At 67.1% G+C, this 19,440-nt stretch carries 20 protein-coding genes; 5 read left to right on the forward strand and 15 right to left on the reverse strand.

Features of this window, described 5'->3' with window-relative positions; translation table 11 throughout:
- Nucleotides 1–3: 3 nt before the first annotated feature.
- From CIMIT_RS08045 to CIMIT_RS08075, 7 genes are all read right to left on the reverse strand, one after another.
- Complete coding sequence (locus tag CIMIT_RS08045) at nucleotides 4–1,530, reverse strand: UDP-N-acetylmuramoyl-L-alanyl-D-glutamate--2,6-diaminopimelate ligase (RefSeq protein WP_038591491.1); 1,527 nt, start codon at nucleotides 1,528–1,530, stop codon at nucleotides 4–6.
- 29 nt (nucleotides 1,531–1,559) lie between these two features.
- Nucleotides 1,560–3,590 (reverse strand): peptidoglycan D,D-transpeptidase FtsI family protein, encoded by a 2,031-nt coding sequence (locus CIMIT_RS08050; protein WP_407919545.1) that lies wholly within the window; start codon nucleotides 3,588–3,590, stop codon nucleotides 1,560–1,562.
- 57 nt (nucleotides 3,591–3,647) lie between these two features.
- Entirely contained in the window at nucleotides 3,648–4,328 is a 681-nt protein-coding gene (locus CIMIT_RS08055; RefSeq protein WP_141757833.1) for a hypothetical protein, read from the reverse strand.
- Nucleotides 4,329–4,358: 30 nt separating this feature from the next.
- A complete protein-coding gene (gene rsmH / locus CIMIT_RS08060; RefSeq protein WP_038591494.1) occupies nucleotides 4,359–5,336 on the reverse strand; it encodes a 16S rRNA (cytosine(1402)-N(4))-methyltransferase RsmH in 978 nt (325 codons plus the stop codon).
- A 181-nt stretch (nucleotides 5,337–5,517) separates the two neighbouring features.
- Complete coding sequence (gene mraZ, locus CIMIT_RS08065; protein WP_038591497.1) at nucleotides 5,518–5,952, reverse strand: division/cell wall cluster transcriptional repressor MraZ; 435 nt, start codon at nucleotides 5,950–5,952, stop codon at nucleotides 5,518–5,520.
- A 390-nt stretch (nucleotides 5,953–6,342) separates the two neighbouring features.
- A complete protein-coding gene (locus CIMIT_RS08070; RefSeq protein ID WP_038591500.1) occupies nucleotides 6,343–6,732 on the reverse strand; it encodes a DUF3040 domain-containing protein in 390 nt (129 codons plus the stop codon).
- 104 nt (nucleotides 6,733–6,836) lie between these two features.
- Entirely contained in the window at nucleotides 6,837–7,280 is a 444-nt protein-coding gene (locus CIMIT_RS08075) for an SAV_6107 family HEPN domain-containing protein (RefSeq protein WP_038591504.1), read from the reverse strand.
- A 129-nt stretch (nucleotides 7,281–7,409) separates the two neighbouring features.
- Here CIMIT_RS08075 and CIMIT_RS08080 point away from each other — a divergent pair, with 129 nt between their 5' ends.
- The 4 genes from CIMIT_RS08080 to CIMIT_RS08095 all read left to right on the forward strand — a co-directional run bounded on the left by CIMIT_RS08080 (nucleotide 7,410) and on the right by CIMIT_RS08095 (nucleotide 11,685).
- A complete protein-coding gene (locus tag CIMIT_RS08080) occupies nucleotides 7,410–7,976 on the forward strand; it encodes a GNAT family N-acetyltransferase (protein ID WP_275433117.1) in 567 nt (188 codons plus the stop codon).
- A gap of 39 nt (nucleotides 7,977–8,015) precedes the next feature.
- Nucleotides 8,016–9,107 carry a polyprenyl synthetase family protein gene (locus CIMIT_RS08085; RefSeq protein ID WP_038591511.1) on the forward strand — a complete coding sequence of 364 codons (1,092 nt, stop codon included), beginning with the start codon at nucleotides 8,016–8,018 and terminating at the stop codon, nucleotides 9,105–9,107.
- Entirely contained in the window at nucleotides 9,107–10,564 is a 1,458-nt protein-coding gene (locus CIMIT_RS08090) for an alpha-(1->6)-mannopyranosyltransferase A (RefSeq protein ID WP_051904894.1), read from the forward strand. Before CIMIT_RS08085 ends, CIMIT_RS08090 begins: the two co-directional genes overlap by 1 nt.
- A gap of 80 nt (nucleotides 10,565–10,644) precedes the next feature.
- Complete coding sequence (locus CIMIT_RS08095) at nucleotides 10,645–11,685, forward strand: HNH endonuclease signature motif containing protein (RefSeq protein ID WP_051904895.1); 1,041 nt, start codon at nucleotides 10,645–10,647, stop codon at nucleotides 11,683–11,685.
- Here CIMIT_RS08095 and CIMIT_RS08100 read toward each other — a convergent pair.
- Entirely contained in the window at nucleotides 11,682–12,065 is a 384-nt protein-coding gene (locus tag CIMIT_RS08100; protein WP_038594537.1) for an Rv2175c family DNA-binding protein, read from the reverse strand. The two genes, CIMIT_RS08095 and CIMIT_RS08100, sit on opposite strands and share 4 nt — an antisense overlap.
- A 19-nt stretch (nucleotides 12,066–12,084) precedes the next feature.
- On the opposite strand from CIMIT_RS08100, the gene CIMIT_RS08105 reads away from it, so the two are divergent.
- On the forward strand, nucleotides 12,085–13,305 hold the full coding sequence (locus CIMIT_RS08105) for a protein kinase domain-containing protein (protein ID WP_038591514.1): 1,221 nt from the start codon (nucleotides 12,085–12,087) through the stop codon (nucleotides 13,303–13,305).
- Here CIMIT_RS08105 and CIMIT_RS08110 read toward each other — a convergent pair.
- From CIMIT_RS08110 to CIMIT_RS08140, 7 genes are all read right to left on the reverse strand, one after another.
- The gene (locus tag CIMIT_RS08110) at nucleotides 13,302–14,690 is read right to left on the reverse strand and encodes a class II 3-deoxy-7-phosphoheptulonate synthase (RefSeq protein WP_038591517.1); all 1,389 of its coding nucleotides are present in this window, start codon (nucleotides 14,688–14,690) and stop codon (nucleotides 13,302–13,304) included. The two genes, CIMIT_RS08105 and CIMIT_RS08110, sit on opposite strands and share 4 nt — an antisense overlap.
- A gap of 63 nt (nucleotides 14,691–14,753) precedes the next feature.
- Nucleotides 14,754–15,272 (reverse strand): polyadenylate-specific 3'-exoribonuclease AS, encoded by a 519-nt coding sequence (locus CIMIT_RS08115; protein WP_038591520.1) that lies wholly within the window; start codon nucleotides 15,270–15,272, stop codon nucleotides 14,754–14,756.
- 1 nt (nucleotide 15,273) lies between these two features.
- Nucleotides 15,274–15,477, reverse strand: coding sequence for a hypothetical protein (locus CIMIT_RS08120; protein WP_038591523.1), 204 nt, complete (start codon nucleotides 15,475–15,477; stop codon nucleotides 15,274–15,276).
- Nucleotides 15,478–15,481: 4 nt separating this feature from the next.
- Nucleotides 15,482–16,219, reverse strand: coding sequence for a lysophospholipid acyltransferase family protein (locus CIMIT_RS08125; RefSeq protein WP_038591526.1), 738 nt, complete (start codon nucleotides 16,217–16,219; stop codon nucleotides 15,482–15,484).
- Between the two features lie 13 nt (nucleotides 16,220–16,232).
- Nucleotides 16,233–17,201 (reverse strand): ROK family protein, encoded by a 969-nt coding sequence (locus CIMIT_RS08130; protein ID WP_038591529.1) that lies wholly within the window; start codon nucleotides 17,199–17,201, stop codon nucleotides 16,233–16,235.
- 11 nt (nucleotides 17,202–17,212) lie between these two features.
- Nucleotides 17,213–18,313, reverse strand: coding sequence for a glycosyltransferase family 4 protein (locus tag CIMIT_RS08135; protein ID WP_038591532.1), 1,101 nt, complete (start codon nucleotides 18,311–18,313; stop codon nucleotides 17,213–17,215).
- Between the two features lie 12 nt (nucleotides 18,314–18,325).
- Nucleotides 18,326–19,342, reverse strand: a complete 1,017-nt coding sequence (locus CIMIT_RS08140; RefSeq protein ID WP_038591535.1) for a C40 family peptidase — start codon at nucleotides 19,340–19,342, stop codon at nucleotides 18,326–18,328.
- Nucleotides 19,343–19,440 lie beyond the last annotated feature (98 nt).

Here is a 19,440-nt window from a genome sequence, read left to right on the forward strand (position 1 = left end):
GCCTTACTCCTTGTCGCTCGTTGCTGTGTAGCCTTGCTCCGCGAGCGCACGGCGCATCTCTTCGCGATCATCGAAGTGGTGGGTCGTCGTGCCGACGATCTGGCCAACCTCGTGGCCCTTGCCCACCACGACGATCGCATCGCCCGGCTTCGCCCAGGCCACCAGCTGGTCGATCGCGCCGGCGCGGCTTGCATCCTCGCGGATCTCTACTCCCTCACCGGCCGCTTCCTCGGCACCGGCGCGCACGGCGGCGCGGATGGCGGCCGGGTCCTCGGTGCGCGGGTTATCGTCCGCCACCACCACGAAATCGGCACTGCGGGCGGCCTCCGCACCCATGATGGCGCGCTTGGAAGCGTCACGGTCGCCGCCTGCACCAACGACGATGCCGACGCGCCCGGCAACCTGCGAGCGCAGCGTAGCCAGCACCGCGGCGATCGCGGCCGGCTTGTGGGCGTAGTCCACCACGGCGACGAAGTCCTGCCCGGCGTCGATGCGCTCCATGCGCCCCGGCACCGCAGCCTGTGACAGGCCGTGTACGAAGGCAGCCACGTCCACGCCCACGCGGTGCGCCAGGCCGGCCGCGAGCGCGGCGTTGGCCACGTTGAACTCGCCCGGCAGCGGCAGCCGGAACGTAAAGCTTTCCCCTCCGAGCTCGAGTGTGATCTCCTGCGCCCCGGAGTCCTCCACCGACAGCTGCGACGCTGCGATATCAACGCCGCCCTGCCCCCGCGTGCCGACCTGAAGCGAGTCTCCGGCCAGCGCCGCCATGCGCTCGCCCCACGCATCGTCCACGCAAATCACGCTCAAACGCGCGGCCAGCGGCGAAGCGGGGTCGAAGAACAGGGCCTTGGCCTGGAAGTAATCCTCCATCGTTGGGTGAAAATCCAGGTGGTCCTGGCTCAGGTTGGTAAAGCCGGCGACGTCGAAGTCCGTGCCGCCGACCCGGCCGAGCATGAGCGCGTGCGAGGAGACCTCCATGACCACGTGGGTCACCCCCTCGTCGCGCATCTGCGCAAAGAGGCGCTGCAGGTCGGGTGCCTCCGGGGTGGTCAGCTTGCTCGGCACATCCTTGCCCGCGATCCGGGTGCCGGTCGTACCGATCAGCCCCACGGTGCAGCCCGCCGCCGCCAGCCCGCGCTCCAGCAGGTAGGTGGTTGTGGTCTTGCCCGAGGTGCCGGTGACCCCGATCAGCGTCATGTCGCGCGAGGGGTGGCCGTAGACCGCGGCGGACACCTCGCCAAGGATGGCGCGCACGTCGTCGACAACCAGCACGGGGCGGGTGTCGCCGGTGGCGGTGATGATGTCCAGGCCGGCGGCGTCGGTAAGCATTGCCCGCGCCTTGCTTTCAGCAGCGAAGGAAGCGCCGTGCACCCGCGTGCCCGGCAGCGCGGCGAACAGCCCGCCCGGGGCAAGCGCCGCGGAATCGAGGCCGATGGAGCGCACGGGCGCGGGTGTGGCCGGCGGGTTGACCACGCGCGCCCCCGCGAGCTCAGCGAGCTGCAACAGTGTGGGTGCCTCGTGGGAAGTCATTGGTTCTCCTTCGTTGTGATTCATTGTCGCTACTGCGCCTGCAGCACAAACGGTTTCGCTTCCGGGCTCGGCGGAATGTTCTCGCGATTGAGCAGCCACGCCGCGATCTCTTTAAACACCGGGGCCGCGGACTGGCCGCCCCCGCCGCCCTCGAGCGGGCCGCGCTGGGGCTCATCCAGCATGATGGCGACGACGAAACGCGGATCGTCCGCAGGCGCCACACCCGCAAACGTAATCCAATACCGGCTCTGCGAGTACGCACCAGTGTCCTCGTCGACCTTCTGCGCCGTGCCCGTCTTGCCGGACAGCTGGTAGCCCTCGATGCTGTTGCCCTGCGCGGTGCCGTTCTGGATCCCGTTCGGGTCCTCCTGGAAGGTCGCGCGGAACATATCGACAGTCGTGCGCGCCGTCTCCGGGCTGACCACCCGGGTCGTCGCCGGCTCCTGCTGGTCGAGCTCCTCGCCGTCCGGGCCGGTGATGCGAGAGATGATGCGCGGTTCGATGCGTTCGCCGTCGTTAGCCAGCGTCTGGAACACGCTCGCCATCTGCAGCGCCGTCCAGCTCATCCCCTGCCCGATCGGCAGGTTGGCGAAGGTGCCGCCCGACCACTGCTCAAGCACCGGCAGGATGCCCGCCGACTCGTTCGGCAGCTCAAGGCCGGTGGTTTTGCCCAGGCCGAAGCGCTGCAGGTAGTCCCAGAAGCGCTCCTCGCCAAGCCGCTGCGCCAGCTGCAGGGTGCCCACGTTCGAGGACTTACCGAAGATGCCGGCCGTGGTGTACGGCAGATCGCCGTGCTCCCAGGCATCGGCGACGGTCACGCCCGCCATGTCGATGGAGCCGGGCACGTTGTGCACCTCCTCCGGGTTCGTCGTCCCCTCCTCGATGGAGGCGGCCGCCGTGATGACCTTGGCCACCGAACCAGGCTCGAAGGGGTGCGAGATGGCGTTGTTTTCAAAGTCGCGGCCTTCCGCGAGCTGCTTCTCGACGTCACCGTTCGGGTCAATCGTGCCCGTATTCGCCATCGCCAGCACTTCCCCGGTGCGTGCGTCGAGCACCACTGCCTCAGCACCCTTGGCCTGCGAATTCGCCTTCGCCTGCTCAATTGTCTGCTGCACGTAGGTCTGCAGGTCCAAATCGATGGTCAGCTCCACTTCCGAGCCGTCGACGGCGGGCACCACGTCGCGCAGCGTCCCGGGGATAGACATGCCCAGGCCGGAGACGTCTTCGGTGGAGCGGCCGTTAATGCCGGTGAGTACTGCGTCGCTCGAGGCCTCCAAGCCGAACTGCCCCTGGCCGTCCATGGAGACCTTGCCCACGATGTTCTCCCCGACCGCACCGTTGGGGTACTTGCGGATGTCCTGGTGATCCGCCGCCAGGCCCTGGAACGTCCGGGCCAGCCCCATCGCCACATCCGGGTCGACGTTGCGCACCAGCACCTCGTAGTTGGTATCCGCGTGCAACTTCTCGTAGATGTCCTTCGAGCTGACCGCGCCGATCCTGCGCTCCTCGTTGTCTTTCGCGTCGGTGACCTTCGCACCGGAGCCGCCGTCGGCGTCGATCTCGGCAAGGGCCCGGTCGAGGACCTCCATGCGGGTCTCGTCCTCACCCGCCTCCGGCAGCACGTAGTCATTGCCGATGATCACGGGGATGGAATTGGCCATCTTGCGCAGGTAGTCCTCCACGCGCGCGTCGAGCTGCGCTTCGATGCTCCCATCGGAAACACCGTCGTTACGCATCTGGCTCGTCACCAGGTCCGCGACCTCGCCGCGCAGCATCTTCGGCGACACAGTCAGCGAGCGCGCCTGCATGGTGTAGGCGAGCTGGTTGCCCTCTCGGTCGACCACCTGGCCGCGGCGGGCCGGATCGACGTAGACGCGCGTGCGCTGGGTCTGTGCCTGCTCGCGCAGCTCCGGCCCCCACACCACCTGGACCCACGCGAGCCGCCCGATGAGTATCACGGCCACCACGATCACCGCGGTCACCACGATGCCCACCCGCGAGTTGGTGATCTGACGCTTGGACCGCGCCTTCTCACGTGGCCCTCGCGACCCCAAATCCACCACGTGTACTCCTTCTATGTGTGCTGTGTCCGCTCCTGCGGATGCAGGTACCTCATCTTAGAAGTTCGAGGCGACATTTGGTTGGTACGGCGCGACATTATCGAGCCGCTGCGCGGGTGCCGGCCGGCGGTCGTTGCCGCCCGGCGTTGCGGTAAGCGAATCGCCGATCTCGTCGGTGGCTTCCCTATCGCTTGACGCGCGTCCGGCGTCAGCCTGCGCGCTGTTGACGTCGATGACCTTCGCGTTGGCCTCCGGGTTGAACTCGCGGCGGATGTGCGTCGCCCCGTTGTCGGTCACGTCCACGATGCCGGGCTGCGAAGCCACGAGCATGCCCTGCTCGGAAGCGCGCTGCGCCAGCTCCGCCGAGGACCGGCGCTGCTCTAAGTCGCGGTTGAGCGTCTCCACCTCGGCCGCTAGCTGCCGCTCCTGCTTCTGCAGGTCCTGGATACTAAACGACTGCGACGTCGCCAGCCCCGACAGCCCCATCGCGGTAAGCACACCGGCGATCAGCAGCGGCACGCCAATCGACGACACCTTAGAAAAGCGGTGCGGTGCATCAGTCACCCGCGCCTCGGCCACGCGCCTCCCGCGGACCGAAACAACCTGGCTCGAGCCGAGCCGCCCGCGCGCCTTCTCGTGCGGCACATGCGGTCGCGCCACCCGCGTGCGCTCAGGGTGCCGGCGGGGGCGGGTGAGCGTGCTTGTCGACGCCACCGCGTTAAAGTCTCGTGCTCCCATAGTTTCTTGCGTCCTTTTCGGCCAGGTGTGTTATGCGGACAGTTTCTTGATTCCCCGCACCCTGACGGGCGCGGCGCGCGGGTTGCGCTCAATTTCTTCTTTCGACGCCTGCTCCGCCCCGTGCGTAATCAGAGCGAACTTCGCTTCGGTACCGGGCAAGTCCATCGGCAGCCCCGGCGGCGTTTTCGAGGTAGTCAGCTCGCGCAGCGCGGACTTGATGATCTTGTCCTCGTGCGACTGGTAGCTCATGAACACCACCCGCCCGCCGACGGCAAGCAGGTCCGTGATCACCGGGACCACGTTCCGGATCGCATCCAACTCGCCGTTGACCTCTACGCGCAGCGCCTGGAACGTACGCTTCGCGGGGTGCCCGCCGGTGCGCCGTGTGGCGGCCGGGATCGTGTCGTAGAGCAGCTCGACCAGGCGCGCGCTCGTCGTAAATGGCTCCCGCTCCCGCTCCTTGATAACCGCTGCAGCAATCTTGCCCGCGAACCGCTCATCCCCGTAAGTCTTGAGCACATGCGCGAGCTCGCCGTGGCTGTAGGTGTTTAACACCTCCGCCGCGGTGATCCCGTGGGTGGGGTCCATCCGCATATCCAGCGGCGCGTCCACGCGGTATGCAAACCCGCGCTCAGCCTGATCCAGCTGCATCGACGACACGCCAAGATCAAACAGCGCCCCGGCCACGCCATTGGCACGGACCAGGTCAAAGGCCTCCCCCTCGGCGGCGGCGATGGCTTCGCCCATCTCGTCGAAGCGCGCCTGCACCGCGGCGAAACGGTCGCCAAACGGCGCGAGCCGCTCGGTCGCCTCCGCGAGCGCATTCGGATCACGGTCGACGCCGATCACCCGTGCGCCAGGGAACGTGGTGAGGAAGTGCTCGGTGTGTCCGCCGGCGCCGAGTGTGGCGTCGATAAGCACAGCATCAGTGCCCACCGCCGGGGCGAGCAACTCGGCCATCCGCTCACGCATCACCGGGACATGCCCATGCACCTGCTGATTCGTCACCCGAGGAACCTCCCTCCGTCACACTTGCCGCTTCCTTCACACTCACACAAGGGGAGCGCATAGAGCCCTGCCCGGGGCGGCTGTTCTGATGTCGGGGAAGTACACCAGAACGCTCCACGCCCCAGACAGAGTCCGTACACGCTCTCCGTCAGTAGTCACGCCCACTGCCGGGGAGTCAGCCCTACAGCAGACCGGAGAGAATGTCGTCATCATCCGCCGCCGAGAAAGCGGCTTCAGTCTCTTCTTGGTACTGAGCCCACGACTCAGCGTCCCAAATCTCGAGAAAATCCACCGACCCAATCACCACGCACTCCTTAGTCAGGGAGGCGTACTCCCGGTGCGCCGGCGACAACGTAATACGGCCGGACCCATCCAACGTTTGCTCATCCGCACTGGCAGCCAGGTTACGAATAAACGCGCGCGCCTTCGGGTTCGTCCGGGACGCCGCCGCAGCCTTTCTGGCCCTAGCGGTGAACTCCTCCCGCGGGTACACCGCGAGCGAATGATCCTGCCCCTTCGTCACCATCAGCCCGTCCGCAAGCCCCTCACGGAACTTTGCGGGCAGCGTCAAGCGACCCTTGTCGTCCAGCTTGGGAGTGTAGGTTCCCAGAAACATCCGGCGACCCACCTTCCCTTCACCTTCGGAATCGGCTCTGAAATTTTCTCTACGACGATTCGCGCCGCACACGTAGTCAAGATGTGCGCCACTGCTCGCCGCTATGCCCCACCTTAACCCACTTTGCCCCACAAACGCCACACTACGGGCAAACTTTCCGCGTTTGATTTGTGTTTGCGCAGGTAAACTGCGTGTTTTTCGGTGGGGAGAAATCCCCGGAACCCGGGCATTGAGCGCGGTTTTCGACGGCACACGGGGCGGGTTCCGGGGCGCGCACACGCCGGATCACACGCCCCAGGGGGCATGAGTGGGTGAAAGTGGGGAATTTCGGGCGGGCACGAAAAAGCGCACCCCCTACGCGGGGATGCGCTGCGATTTACAAGAAAGGCGCTACTGGCGGTCCTCGAAACGGCGCCGGAAGCTCTCCTCCAACGAGGCGCCGCGCTGCGAGCGCTGCTTCGCGCCGCGCTGCGGCTGCACGTGCGCGGTCGGCGTCGACGGAGTGCGCAACGCCATGACGCCACCCGCCATCATCACACCGAAGCCGACGATGCTCAGCGCCACCATCCACACGCTCACCGAGGCGAGCGCCACTCCGCCCAGCAGCAGCACGAGACCGAGCACCATGAGCGCCACGCTGCGGAGCGTGAGCTTGCCCGCTGGGCGCTCGCCGCCAAAGCTCACCTCTTGCGCTACGGAGCTGCCGAACTTCGGATCCTCGGCGAGGAGCGATTGCTCAATCTCGCGGAGTGCGCGCTGTTCCTGTTCAGAAAGAGACAATGGTTCACTCTCCAGCTACCCGACGGACATTGTTACTTATACAACGGTCATCCTACCCAGTTTGTTCCCGCCGCTGAATTCTTTTACGCAAAACCTTTCCCAACCTACGCAACCAGCGGGGCACCGGTGCCGAAATCGGGTCGCGCAAACTCGTAGAAGCGCTCAGTCTCACCCAGCAGTTCCGCGACACGCGCCGCCGGAACCTCGCGCTGGATTCCCGAGACGACGCGCCCCCGCAGCGCCGAATACTGCCGAAACGTTCCCGCCCAGCGCTTGCCGTCCGCACCCGTAATGGCGAGCTTGTCCCACGCACTGGTGGGCAGCCGCTTCCTTTTACGTATCGTCGGAGAAGTCGCGCACACCGCGCCCGCGATCCGCAGCGCGGCGAGGTAGGCCTGCTCTAACGCGACGTCTTCGCGGCCTGCCTCGAGTTCCTCGTGCGCCTGGGCAAGAAATCCGTCGGCGGCGGCGAGGAAGCGGTCCCGCTTGCCTTCCGCCGAGCTGGCGCGGGAGACGGTGGCAGAGACGACGCTGGTGTTGGTGTGCATGGTTGTACTCCTTTTTGTAGTTTGTGTTGCCCCAAACTTTAGGAAGCCGATCGAACATCACCCCGCGCACGTTCGCTCACGTGTTCTAACTTAGTGATTCTCCCCCGCCCCGCGCGCAGCCGTGGTTCCATGGAAAGCGTGACCGTCACTATCCGCCGCCTCAGCGCCGCCGAGTTCAGCCAGCTCGCGCCACAGTTCGTGGACATCTACCTCGACGCCATGGACTACCCGCGCACCATCCGCTCCGAGCGGATCCGTGTGTGGCGCCGCGACGTGACCACCCCGGGCTTCGAAGCCTTCGCGGCGATCGAGGGCACGCGCATCCTCGGCGTCGCCTACGGCTTCCTCGGCCAGCGGGAGCGCTGGTGGGACCGCCAGCTCATCCGCGCGCTGACCGAGAACAACCGCCTCGACGACACCGCTCGCGAGATGCTGCGCAGCTACTTCGAGATCGCCGAGGTCCATGTCTCCCCCGCCGCACAGGCCCGCGGTGTTGGCACGCTACTTCTGCGCTCGCTTCTCGACGCCGCGCCCGCCCACTGGGCGCTCCTGTCCACCCCCGAAGCGCCCGGGGAAGCCAACGGGGCCTTCCGCCTCTACCGCGCCTTCGGCTTTGCAGACCTCGCCCGCAACTTCTACTACTCCGGCGACCCGCGCCCCTTTGCCATCTTGGGACGCCGCCTGCCCTGTGGGTAACCTGGGGCAGAAGATCTACCTCAGCAAAGGAGCCCCACCGTGGCCACAAGGCACACCTCACTCGAGACGATCCCGGCAGCAGTCGAAGCGCAGCTGCGCGAGTTCTTTGCCGCCCAGCGCGACACCGTCGGCCGCATCGGGGCACCCGTGTCCAACTCCGTGGGCTACCTGGAGCGCTTCGTACTCGGCGGCGGCAAGCGCATCCGCCCGCTCTACGGCTGGGCAGGCTTCGTCGGCGGGGGCGGTCTCGAGCGCACCGACGAGGACCCGGACGCCGTGCTGCGCGCCGTCAGTTCGCTCGAGTTCATCCAGGCCTGCGCGCTTATCCACGACGACATCATCGACGCCTCCGATACCCGCCGCGGCAACCCCACCGTCCACCGCGCCGTCGAGGCCGCGCACCGTAAGGCGGGCCGGCGCGGCGACGCCGCCGAGTTCGGCCAAAACGCCGCCATCCTCATCGGCGACCTCGCACTGGTCTGGGCCGAAGACATGTGGCGCTACTCGGGTGTCAGCGCCGCCGCCTTGGAGCGCGCCGCCGAGGCCTGGCGCGGCATGCGCACCGAGGTCATCGGCGGCCAGCTCCTCGACATCATGCTGGAGGGCGAGGGCAGCGAGTCGATCGAACTGGCCGATCGAGTCAACCGCTTCAAGACCGCCGCCTACACAATCGAGCGCCCCCTCCACTTAGGTGCCGCGCTCGCCGACGCACCCCAGGCCACGATCGACGCCTTCCGCGGCTACGGGCGCGACATCGGCATCGCCTACCAGTTGCGTGACGACATCCTCGGTGTCTTCGGCGACTCCGCGATTACCGGCAAGCCCGCCGGCGACGACATCCGCGAGGGCAAGCGGACCGTGCTCTACGCCACCGCGCTCGAACTCCTCGACGACTCCGACCCTGCCGCCGCCGCAGAACTACGCGCCGGCATCGGGACCGCAACCGCACCGCAGGAGCTCACGCGACTGGCGGAGGTGATTGCGGAAAGTGGGGCGCGGGAGGGCGTCGAGAAGCGAATCGAAGCACTGACTGCCTCGGGCCTTGCGCACCTCGAGCAAGCGGACATCGACGCCGAGGTCGCCGACACGCTGCGCCAGCTCGCGATCCGCTCCACCGAACGGCGCGCCTAATGCGGCGAGTACTCGCCCTCGGCACCGCCGCCGCCACCTGCATCGCGCTCGGCTCGTACGGCGCCGGTGCCACCCGCAATCGCAGCGGCATCATGCGCGAGCTCGGCCTCGACCCGCTCATGTACGGCCACGGCCGCGGGCTCATGGAGGCGCTTTTAACGATCGGCATCCTCGGGCTCGTCGCCGCCTGGCTGCTGCTCGGCCGCGCCCGCCCGGACTTGCGCACCACGCGCCTGGCCGCCTGGGCGTGGACCGCGCCGCTCGTGCTCAGTGCGCCCATCCTCTCGCGCGACGTCTACTCCTACCTCATGCAAGGCGCGATGCTTCGCGACGGCTACGACCCCTACACCGAAGGCGCCGCCGTCAACCCCGGGCCGTATCTGTGGGAGGTCAGCCACGACTGGCGCAACACGACCACCCCCTACGGACCCGCGCACCTCGGGCTAGGCAAGGCGATCACCACGGCAGTTGGCGACGACGTCACCGCAGGGCTGATCGTATATAAGCTCGTCTCGCTGTTGGGGTTCGCGATGATCATCTGGGCGGTACCCCGGATTGCCGCAGCGCTCGGTGGCAACCCCGCGTTCGCGCTGTGGATCGGGGCGGCGAACCCGCTCATGCTGCTGCACATGGTCGGCGGCATGCACAACGAATCCATCATGGTCGGCCTCGTCTCCGTCGGGCTGCTCGCCTGTGTGGTGCCGACGCGCCGCTACTTTGCGTGGGCGAGCGGCGGGATCGCGCTCATCGCGCTGGCGGTCTCGCTCAAAGCGACCGCCGCGATCGCGCTGCCGTTCGTTGTGTGGATCATGCACGCGCGCTTTGCGACGGGCAACTGGCCGCGCCGACTCGGCGTATTCGCCGGCTGTGGTGCGTGGGCGCTTGCGTTAACGCTCGCGGTCGTGGACCTGGTCACCGTGGTCTCCGGGGCGTCTTGGGGGTGGGTGGCGGAGATCTCCGGCAACTCCAAAGTGGTCAACCCCCTCGCCGGGCCGACGCTTTTGGCGGAGCTCATCACCCCCGTCGCCCAGCTTGTCAACGAGAACTTCCACTACAACACCGCCCTTGCTGCCACCCGCGCAGCCAGCGGGGTGGTCATGCTCGCGGGCCTGGTTGTGGCGTGGTGGTACTTCCGGCCGAGCCGGGGCGGCTACCCCGCCCGCGCGATCGCCGGGACCTGCGCCGCCTACGTCGTCGCCTTCGTGGCCAACGCGGTCACCCTGCCGTGGTACTACGCCTCGCTGGTGTCCTTGGTGGGCACGTTCCGCGCACCGGCGTGGGTGCAGCGGATCGCCGTGGGGGCCTCGGTCGTGGTCTCGCTCGCGTTTACGGGCAGCGGCAACCACCGGTTTTACGACCCCTGGTTCCTTATCCTCGCTCCCTTCGTCGCGCTTGCCGCCGTGGCGTTCGTGTGGCCGCGCAAGGTTCCTGTTGCGGAGGCCCAGGGCCTGCGCTAGGTTGTGGGCCTATGGGGGATCAACAACAATTACGGGCCTTTTTGGCCTTTAAAGCAGGGGGAATCGCCACACTACGGCTCGTGCATGAGGCAGGCCTGGACGAGGCAGACCTGGCCGGGATGGGCGCGGCCGACGACTACGCGCACACGCTCGTGCGCCTTGCCCGCCGGTTTTTCCGGCCCACGAGCCACTCGCGCTATCAAACCGAAGCACGCGCTGCGGCCGAGGCCAACCGGCACTGCATCGAAACCCTAGAACTCATCGAACGCACCGCCAGGCGCATCACCAACCCCACCAAACGCTGGGAGTACACCACGCAGTTGTGCGCCACCGAGGGGGATACTACCACCATCTCGAAGAAGGCTGCCCGGCTGCGCAAAACCTTCCTGCCGCCGCGCCCGCCACAAGACGGGGTGCGCATCCAACGCAGCGAACAACACGACAAATTCATCATTCGGCTCACCGGACCGACCAACGATCTCCAAGACCTGGTCACCACCTTTGAAACCCCCGGCGAGGATGGAAAACCGATTGATCCGATCGACTGGCTGGTCAACAACCGCAACATCGTCCAAGCACCGGTAGCAATACACGCGATTATCACCGACAAGGACATCGACCACGTCCTTTCCGGCACCGACGATAAACCCGACGAAGAACCGGTCGTGGTGACCAATACCGGGGTGAAAATGACCACCAGCCAGGTGCTGCGCCGGCATATCCTGCCTGATGGCTACATCACGCTTACCGCACCACACTTAGGTCCCATTAACACCCACCGGGCACGCCTTGCCTCGCCGGTGCAGCGCCTGGCGATCGAGGCGGACTCGCCAACCTGTTGCTGGCCGGACTGCACCACCCCGATTAGCAAGTGCCAGGCGCACCACCTGACCGACTACGCCCAAGGTGGCGAGACGCACCCGTCGAATATGTGCTGGCTGTGCCCGCACCACAACGCGGTCAACGGGCAACCAGACCGGGGCCGGATGGCACGCATCGACGGCCGGATCGCCTGGATCGGCCCAAAATACGGCACACCGAGATTTACCGGCCGCGACTACATTGATGCCGAAACCATCATCGGCGGACCCGCCCAAGGCGCACCGGTCTCGCCCGGTTAGAACGCCATCGCCTGCGCGCGCCGAATCACCTCGCGCGCCCCGTGGCCGTGCAGCGCGTCGATCGGACGGCCCGGCAGCGAATCGTCTTCGGTGAAGAGATAGGAAAGGATTTCTTCTTCGGAGAAGCCGCCGTCGAAAAGCACGGTAATGGCCCCCGTAATGAACTTGCTCATCTCGCCATCGGCGAAGAGCAGGGCGGGCACCGCTTTGCGTCCATCCTTGCGGTAGAGCACGAGCTTGCGCGCGTTGACCAGGTCGTGGACTTTCGTTACCGGGACGCCGAGCATTTCGGCGACCGCGGGCAGGGACAGCAGTTCTTCGCCAGCGAGGAGATCATCAAGAGTATTCACGGCCCCGTAGTTTAGCGCCGCGGGGCACATGTGCACCATACTGGTCTGCATGGATGTGGGAGACTACCTGGATCACCGATACGTCATCGACCGGCCGATCGCGCGCGGCGGCATGGCGACGGTCTACCGCTGCGTCGATACCCGGCTCGGGCGCGAGGTCGCCGCCAAGGTCATGCACCAGCAGTACGTCGACGACCCGGTCTTCCTCGAGCGCTTCCGCCGCGAAGCCCGCGCGATGGCGCAACTGTCCCACCCGAACCTGGTCAATGTCTACGATTTCTCCGCCCAGGGCGACGAGATTTTCCTCATCATGGAGCTGATCACCGGCGGCACTCTGCGCGAGCTGCTCGCCGAGCGCGGGCCGATGCCGCCGCACGCCGCCACCGCCGTGATGCGGGGCGTGCTCACCGGCCTTGCGGTGGCGCATGGCAAGGGGCTGGTCCACCGCGACATCAAGCCGGATAACGTGTTAATTAACGGCGACCACCAGGTCAAGCTCGCCGACTTCGGCCTGGTGCGGGCGGCCGCCGACGCCTCGCACTCCACGGACCAGATCGTCGGCACCGTCAGCTACCTCTCGCCCGAGCAGGTAGACGGCTCGGCGATCACCCCGGCCTCCGACGTGTATTCGGCCGGCATCGTCCTTTTCGAGCTGCTCACCGGCAGCACCCCATTTCGCGGCGACACCCCACTCGCCCACGCGTACGCGCGGCTGAACGAGGAGGTGCCGCCGCCATCGCAGTCAATCGACGGGGTGCCCATGCTTTTCGACGAGCTCGTCACCACCGCCACCGCCACCGACCCCACCCAGCGCTTCCACACCGCCGGCGAATTCCTCGACGCGCTTGTCGACGTCGCCCGCGAGCTCGACCTGCCCGACTACACCGTGCCGGTCCCCCGGAATTCGGCGGCAAACCGCGCGGCGGCGCACCCGACGCGCTTCGGTCGAGACAGTCGCGAGACAGAGACAGCAGTGCCGCAGCGAGAGCGGCGCCTCTTCCCCGATCCGCCGGCCGCTGAGCCGCAGACGCGTATTGATGTACCCCCAGTCGTCCCCGCCCCACCGCCCCCCGCTCCCCCGCCGGCCAAGCCCGCGCCGGCCCCGCGCGTGCGGCGCATTTCCAACCGCTCCGGGGCGGCGCTGGCAGCGTATGTGGTCTTCGCCGCGCTGGTTGCCGGCGCGGTCGGCGTCGGCGGGTGGTGGTTCGGCTCCGGCATGTACGGCGAGATCCCGCCGCTGGTCAGCCAGGCCGTATCAGGTGCGTTCTAGTAGCGCAGCATCTCGGCGACCAGGAAGGCCAGCTCGAGGGCCTGCTCGGTGTTCAGGCGCGGGTCGCAGGCGGACTCGTAGCGGCCCGGCAGGTCGACATCCAAAATGTCCTGCGCGCCGCCGAGGCACTCGGTGACATTTTCGCCGGTGAGCTCGATGTGCACGCCGCCGGGATGGGTGCCCAGCTCGCGGTGGACCTCGAAGAAGCCCTGGACCTCGTCGATGATCTTGTCGAAGTGGCGCGTCTTGTAGCCGTTCGATGAGGTGAACGTGTTGCCGTGCATCGGGTCCGACTGCCAGACCACCTTGTGCCCAGATGCCTCGACCGCTTTGACGATTCCCGGCAGCACAGAGCGCACGTTCTCGTGCCCCATGCGGATGACCATCGTCAGTCGGCCCGGCTCGCGGTTCGGGTCGAGCTTGTCGGCGTAGGCCACGGCCTCCTCAGGTGTGACCTTCGGGCCGAGCTTGATGCCGACCGGGTTGTCGATCATCGCGGCGAAGTTGACGTGGAAGTCGTCAATACCGCGGGTGCGCTCGCCGATCCACAGCTGGTGGGCCGACAGGTCGTAGAGACGCTGCTTACCGCGCTCGTCCTCGGCCAGGCGCAGCATGGCGCGCTCGTAGTCCACCAGCAGCGCCTCGTGGGAGGCGAAGATCTCTGAGGTGCGCAGGTTGTAGTCGTTGACCCCGCAGGCATCCATGAACGCGAGCGAGCGGGAGATCTCGCGGGCAAGCGCCTCGTAGCGCGCGCCAGCCGGAGAATTCTTCACGAACTCCCGGTTCCAATCGTTGATGTGGTGCAGGTCCGCAGTCCCGGAGGCAACCAGAGCGCGCACCAGGTTCATCGCGGCCGAGGCGTTCGCGTAGGCGCGGATCATGCGGGCCGGGTCGTGACGGCGGGACTCCTCGGTCGGCTCCACACCGTTGACGATGTCGCCGCGGTAGTTGGGCAGCCCGTTCGCATCCAGATCGGAGGAGCGGGGCTTGGCGTACTGGCCGGCGATGCGGCCGAGCTTGACCACCGGCATCGACGCCCCGTAGGTCAGCACCGCCGCCATCTGCAAAAGCGTGCGCACGTTCGCGCGGATGTGCGGCTCGGTATTCGACTCGAAAGTCTCGGCGCAGTCGCCGCCCTGCAGCAGGAAGGCCTTACCGAGCGCCACGTCCTTCAGGTGGTCCTTGAGCTCCTCGATCTCCGGGGCGAGTACCACCGGCGGCACCGACTCCAGGATCTTGCGCACATATCGTGCCTGGTCCTCATCCCAGCTCGGCTGCTGCTTCGCGTCGCGCTTCAGGACGTCCTGGAACTGCTCGTTCAGGTCCCCCGGCAGCGGCGGGAGATCGGGCAGTACGTCTTTCGGGATATCAATTGTCCAACTCACGCCTTTATTCTTAGCACACCGGCTGTGTGCCCAGGACCGATTCCCGTGTACACCTGTCCGCCGCTAGGTGTTCGGCGCGGTGGCGCGGCCGGTGGCATCCAGCGGCAGTATTTCCGCACATACGCGGTACTTTTTGACGTTGTGGCGGGCGTCGATTAGCGCATCGTGGTTGCCCTGCGGAGCTTTCGGCAGCTTCGGCCGACCCGCCATCTCCCAGTACTGTTTTAATTCATGCGTGAACCGCGGCATCCTCCGCGGCAGGCCCGTCATGTCGCCCCACAGCTGGGCGAACAGCACGTGGTCGTAGCCGCCGACCCACGCCCAGAGCTCAGGGCTTGTCGACGCCGCCGTGAGGAACGCGTACACCTCATCGCGAATCACCCGCCGCGGCTTCCACGCCGGATCGCTCGCCGGCGGCAGCTTGTTTAACACGTTGGCGCGCACCCACTCGCTGGCGTCGCGCGGGTCGAACTCCGTCGACACGGCGTAGTACTCGCGCCCATCCTCCGCCACGATGCCGATGGAGACGAGCTCGATGGTCGAACCGTCCTCGATAAACTCCGTGTCGTAGAAGTACTTCATCCTATTTCTCGCCCTGCTCTCCCAGCTGGATGGGCAGGCGCTTCTCGCGCTCCTCGCGCGGGCGCGGCCAGAACATCACCAGTGCCACGATCGCCACCGCGATCGGCGCGGCGATCGTCGGGTGGAAGCCCACCTCAGAGGCGACGAGGTACAACGCGACGGTGACCACAACGAGGACGACGCGCGTAATGAGATCCTTATCCATGTGCTTACTCCTTGCGCGGCTCGGTGCCTTCCGGGTACTCGCCGGTGGCTTCGAGCGATTCTTTGACTTCACTGGCGTAGACGTCGACATAGTCGTACCCAGTCAGTTCGGCGAGCCGGTGCATGAGGTAGTCGGTGAATGGGCGCGCGACCTCCCGCGAGGCAGGGTCGAAGCCGTGCTCTTTAGCCCAGGCGTGCGGGTCGATCTGCTCGCTGATCTCGATGTGGACCTTCGCCGGCCGCGGGAAGGTCGTGCCGATCGGGTTGGCGTTGCGGGTGCCAACCATGCCGGTGAGCACGACCGGCACCCCCTCGGCCATGGCGATGCGGGCAACACCTGTGCGTCCCTTGTAGATGCGGCCGTCCGGGGAACGGGTGCCCTCTGGGTAGATGCCGAAGAGCTCGCCGTTGTCCAGAACCCGGCTGGCCGCCTGCTGCAGCGCGTCGCCGGCGTCCTTGCTCTGGCGGTCCAGCGGCACCTGGCCGACGGCGGTGAAAAACCACTTCTGGATCGCGCCTTTGATACCCGGGGTGGTGAAGTACTCGCTCTTCGCGGGGAAGGTCAGCTGGCGGCGCACCATCAGCGGCAGGTAGAAGGAGTCCATCACGGCCTGGTGGTTGGACACCATCAGCGCGGGGCCGGTGTCGGGGATATGCTCCGCGCCGTTGATCGTCGGCCGGTTCCACACTATGAGGAACGGGCCGAGGACGGCCTTGAACACCGAATACCACCTGTTTGTCATCGCCGTGCGCTTCCTATTGTTGTTCGTGCACCATCGTGCGGGCCAAATCAGCTACACCGATCATACCGGCCTGGGGGCCGAGCTCCGCGCACTGGATGTCTGCCACCGGCCGGTAGCCGGCACCGACCATGGTGGCGGCCATGGTCTCGCGCGCGGTATCGATGAACATGCTGGCGTCGGCGGCCACTCCCCCGCCCAGCACGATCAGCGCCGGGTCGAGCACGTCGGCGACGATCGCGAGCCCGCGGCCCAGCCAGGTGGCGAAGCTGTCGAGCGCGGCGAGCCCGAGCTCGTCGCCGGCGCGCGCCGCCTCCATCACGTCGCGGCCCGTGGCGTGCTTGCCCACCACCTTGCGGTAGAGCCCGCAGCGCTTGTAGCCGCCGCGCGTCGCGATCTCGACCGCACAATCCACCAGAGAGGAGCCGGAGGCGTAGCGCTCGAGACAGCCCTGTTTGCCGCAGGAGCAGGCGCGCCCGCCGGGCACCACGGTGAGGTGGCCGAACTCGGGAGCGGTGCCGAACGAGCCGCGGTAGATCTCGCCGCGGTGCATGAGCGTTGCCCCGATGCCGGTGCCAACGGCGAAGAGCACCCACGTCTCCGCATCGCGGGCCGCGCCGAAGCGGTATTCGCCCCAGGCGGCGGAGTTGGCGTCGTGTTCGAGGCGGACGGGCAGTCCCAGCTCGTCGGCAAGCTTTTTGCGCAGCGGGTAGTCGTCGCGCCACGGCAGGTGCGGTGCGAAGCGGACGATTTCGCAGTCGGGGTCGAGGAAGCCGGCGACGGCAAGACCGACTGCTGCGATGTCGTGCGAGGCGCGCAGTTGGTGCGCGAGCTCGACGATCGCGGCGGTCATTTCGCTCCCGGTTTGGGGGGTGGAGGTGGACGCGGCGTCGAGAATCTGCCCGTTGGCGTCGACGACGGCGGCGCGCAGGTTGGTGCCGCCGATGTCGAAGCCGATGGTGAGGGGGCCTGGGTGAAGTGACATAGGGGACGATTCTACTGCAAGTGTGCTGCCAGTCTTTCGGTGAGCACGTCCCACGCGAAATGCTTCTCGACGTGCACACGCCCCGCCTGACCCATCGCTCGGGCCCTTTCCGGGTCTCGCAGGATCTCGCAGGCGGCGGCTGCAAGCCCGGTGGTGTCGCGGCCGTCGACGACGATGCCGGTCTCCCGGGTGACGGTTTCCGGCGCGCCGCCAGAGTTGCCCGCGATGACAGGCACGCCGCAGGCCTGGGCCTCGAGGTAGACGATGCCGAGGCCCTCGACGTCTAAGCCTCCCCCGCGGGTGCGGGCGGGCATGGCGAAGAGGTCGGCGGTGGCGATGGCGTCGCGAAGCTGGGTGCGGGAAACCGCGCCGTGGAAGTGCACGCCTTCCGTGTTGCGGGCAAGCCGGCGCAGGCGGCGCTCGTCGGGCCCGGCACCGATGAGGTGCAGCTCGGTGCCCGGCACAGCGGCTCGAATCAGCGGGAGCGCTCGGATGAGCTGATCCTGGCCCTTGCGGGCGACAAGGCGGGAGGCGCAGACGATCGCGGGGTTGGGTGCATCCGGGCGCGGCTGGGGGCGGAAGAAGTCGGTGTCCACACCGGAAGGCAGCGCCAGGAACTCCGGGTGGGGCCCGAAGGCGGATGCGAAGCGCCGGCGGGTGTACTCGGAGACGTAGGTGACCGTATCGGCGCTGTTGCCAATCACGCGGAGCGCCTGGCGAGCACCGGGAAGCATCGACCAGCCGACCTCGTGGCCGTGAGTCGTGGCCACGACTTTGCGCGCGCCCGCCTGCTTCGCCGCGATCCCCATCACGGCGAGCGGGGCGGCCGCGCCGAACCAGACGGTGTGTATGTCGTGGGCGCGGATGAGCTCCTGCATCCGGCGGCGTGCCCCCGGGGCCGGCAGCATGACGCGGGCTGGCCAGCGCACGACGGGAAAGGGCTGGGCGGCGTCCCACTCGCGAGCGGCGTCCGTGTCCTGGGTGGAGGCGAACACGACCAGCGAGTCTGGGCCGTTTCGTGCGGCGAGGTGGGAGGCGAAATCGCGCAGGTAAGACTGAATCCCGCCGACTGTTGGCGGGAAATCATTGGTGACCAGCAGCGTGCGCGACATCAGCCTGCGGGGCTAGTAGCGCACCGCGCCCTGCACCGGCATGGAGTTGACCGGCACAACCTGGACCGGGATGCCGTAGTCGGAGGCGTGGACGACCATGCCGTCGCCGATGTACATGCCGACGTGGGTTACCCCCGGGTAGTAGCCGATGATGTCGCCCGGCTGCAGCTCGCCCATGGACACCGGGGTGCCGCCCGCAAGCTGTGCCTGCGAGGTGCGCGGGATGCCGATGCCGTTCTGGCCGTAGGCCCAGACCATCAGACCGGAGCAGTCAAAGGCGTCCGGGCCGGCAGCGCCCCAGCCGTAGGGCTTGCCGAGCTGCGCCATCGCGGCGGCGACGACGCCGGAGTCGGCGGCGGGCAGGTTCGCGCCAAGGCTGACGGGGCCGTCCTTTTCGATCCAGCGCTGGCGGTCCTCCTCGCTCAAGCCATCGACCTTAGTTTCGATGTCGCGGATCTGGTCGTCGAGCTCGTCGCGCTCGCGGTTGAGCGTGTCGAGCTGAGCAGCGAGCTGGTTGCGGTTGTACTGCGCTTCCGCCTTGGCGATGTTGGCGGTGCGGGCGCGGGAGGCGGCGAGCTCGTTGGCGTCGTTAAGCTCGGCGAGTGTGCGCTCCGCCTTGCGAGAGAGCGAGCCGAGGTAGGCGGCGCGGTCGATCGCGGCTTGCGGGCTGCCGGACTCGAGCGTCGTCAGGAAGACCTCGGAGTCCGTGTTGCGGTACTTGGACTGGGCAAGGTCGTTGACGTTGCGCTGGAAGCCCGTCTTGGCCCCGCGAGCTTTTTCGGCCTCGGCGCGAGCGGTGGCGGCGCGCTGATCGGCGTCAGCAATTTTGCGCTCGGACTCCGCGACCTCGTCCTCGAGGGCCTTGATCTCCTCCGACTTCGCGGTGGCCTGGTGGGAAACCTCCTCGAGCTGCTTGATCAGCGCGTCAACGTCGTCGGCACCCGCGATCGGCGCGCACGTGCCCGCGGCGATGGCGACGATGCCGCTTGCTGCAAGTACCCGGCGAGAAGAAAGAGAGTGTGAACCCACGACAGTTCCCCTTAGAAAGATCCGCAGCCGTGACCAAAGCGTGCTGCGTTGTGTATAAAGCCGTTACTACTATAGCCAGCTCACCCCGCTCACAAAAG

It is taken from the genome of Corynebacterium imitans (genome assembly GCF_000739455.1).
Classification (GTDB): domain Bacteria; phylum Actinomycetota; class Actinomycetes; order Mycobacteriales; family Mycobacteriaceae; genus Corynebacterium; species Corynebacterium imitans.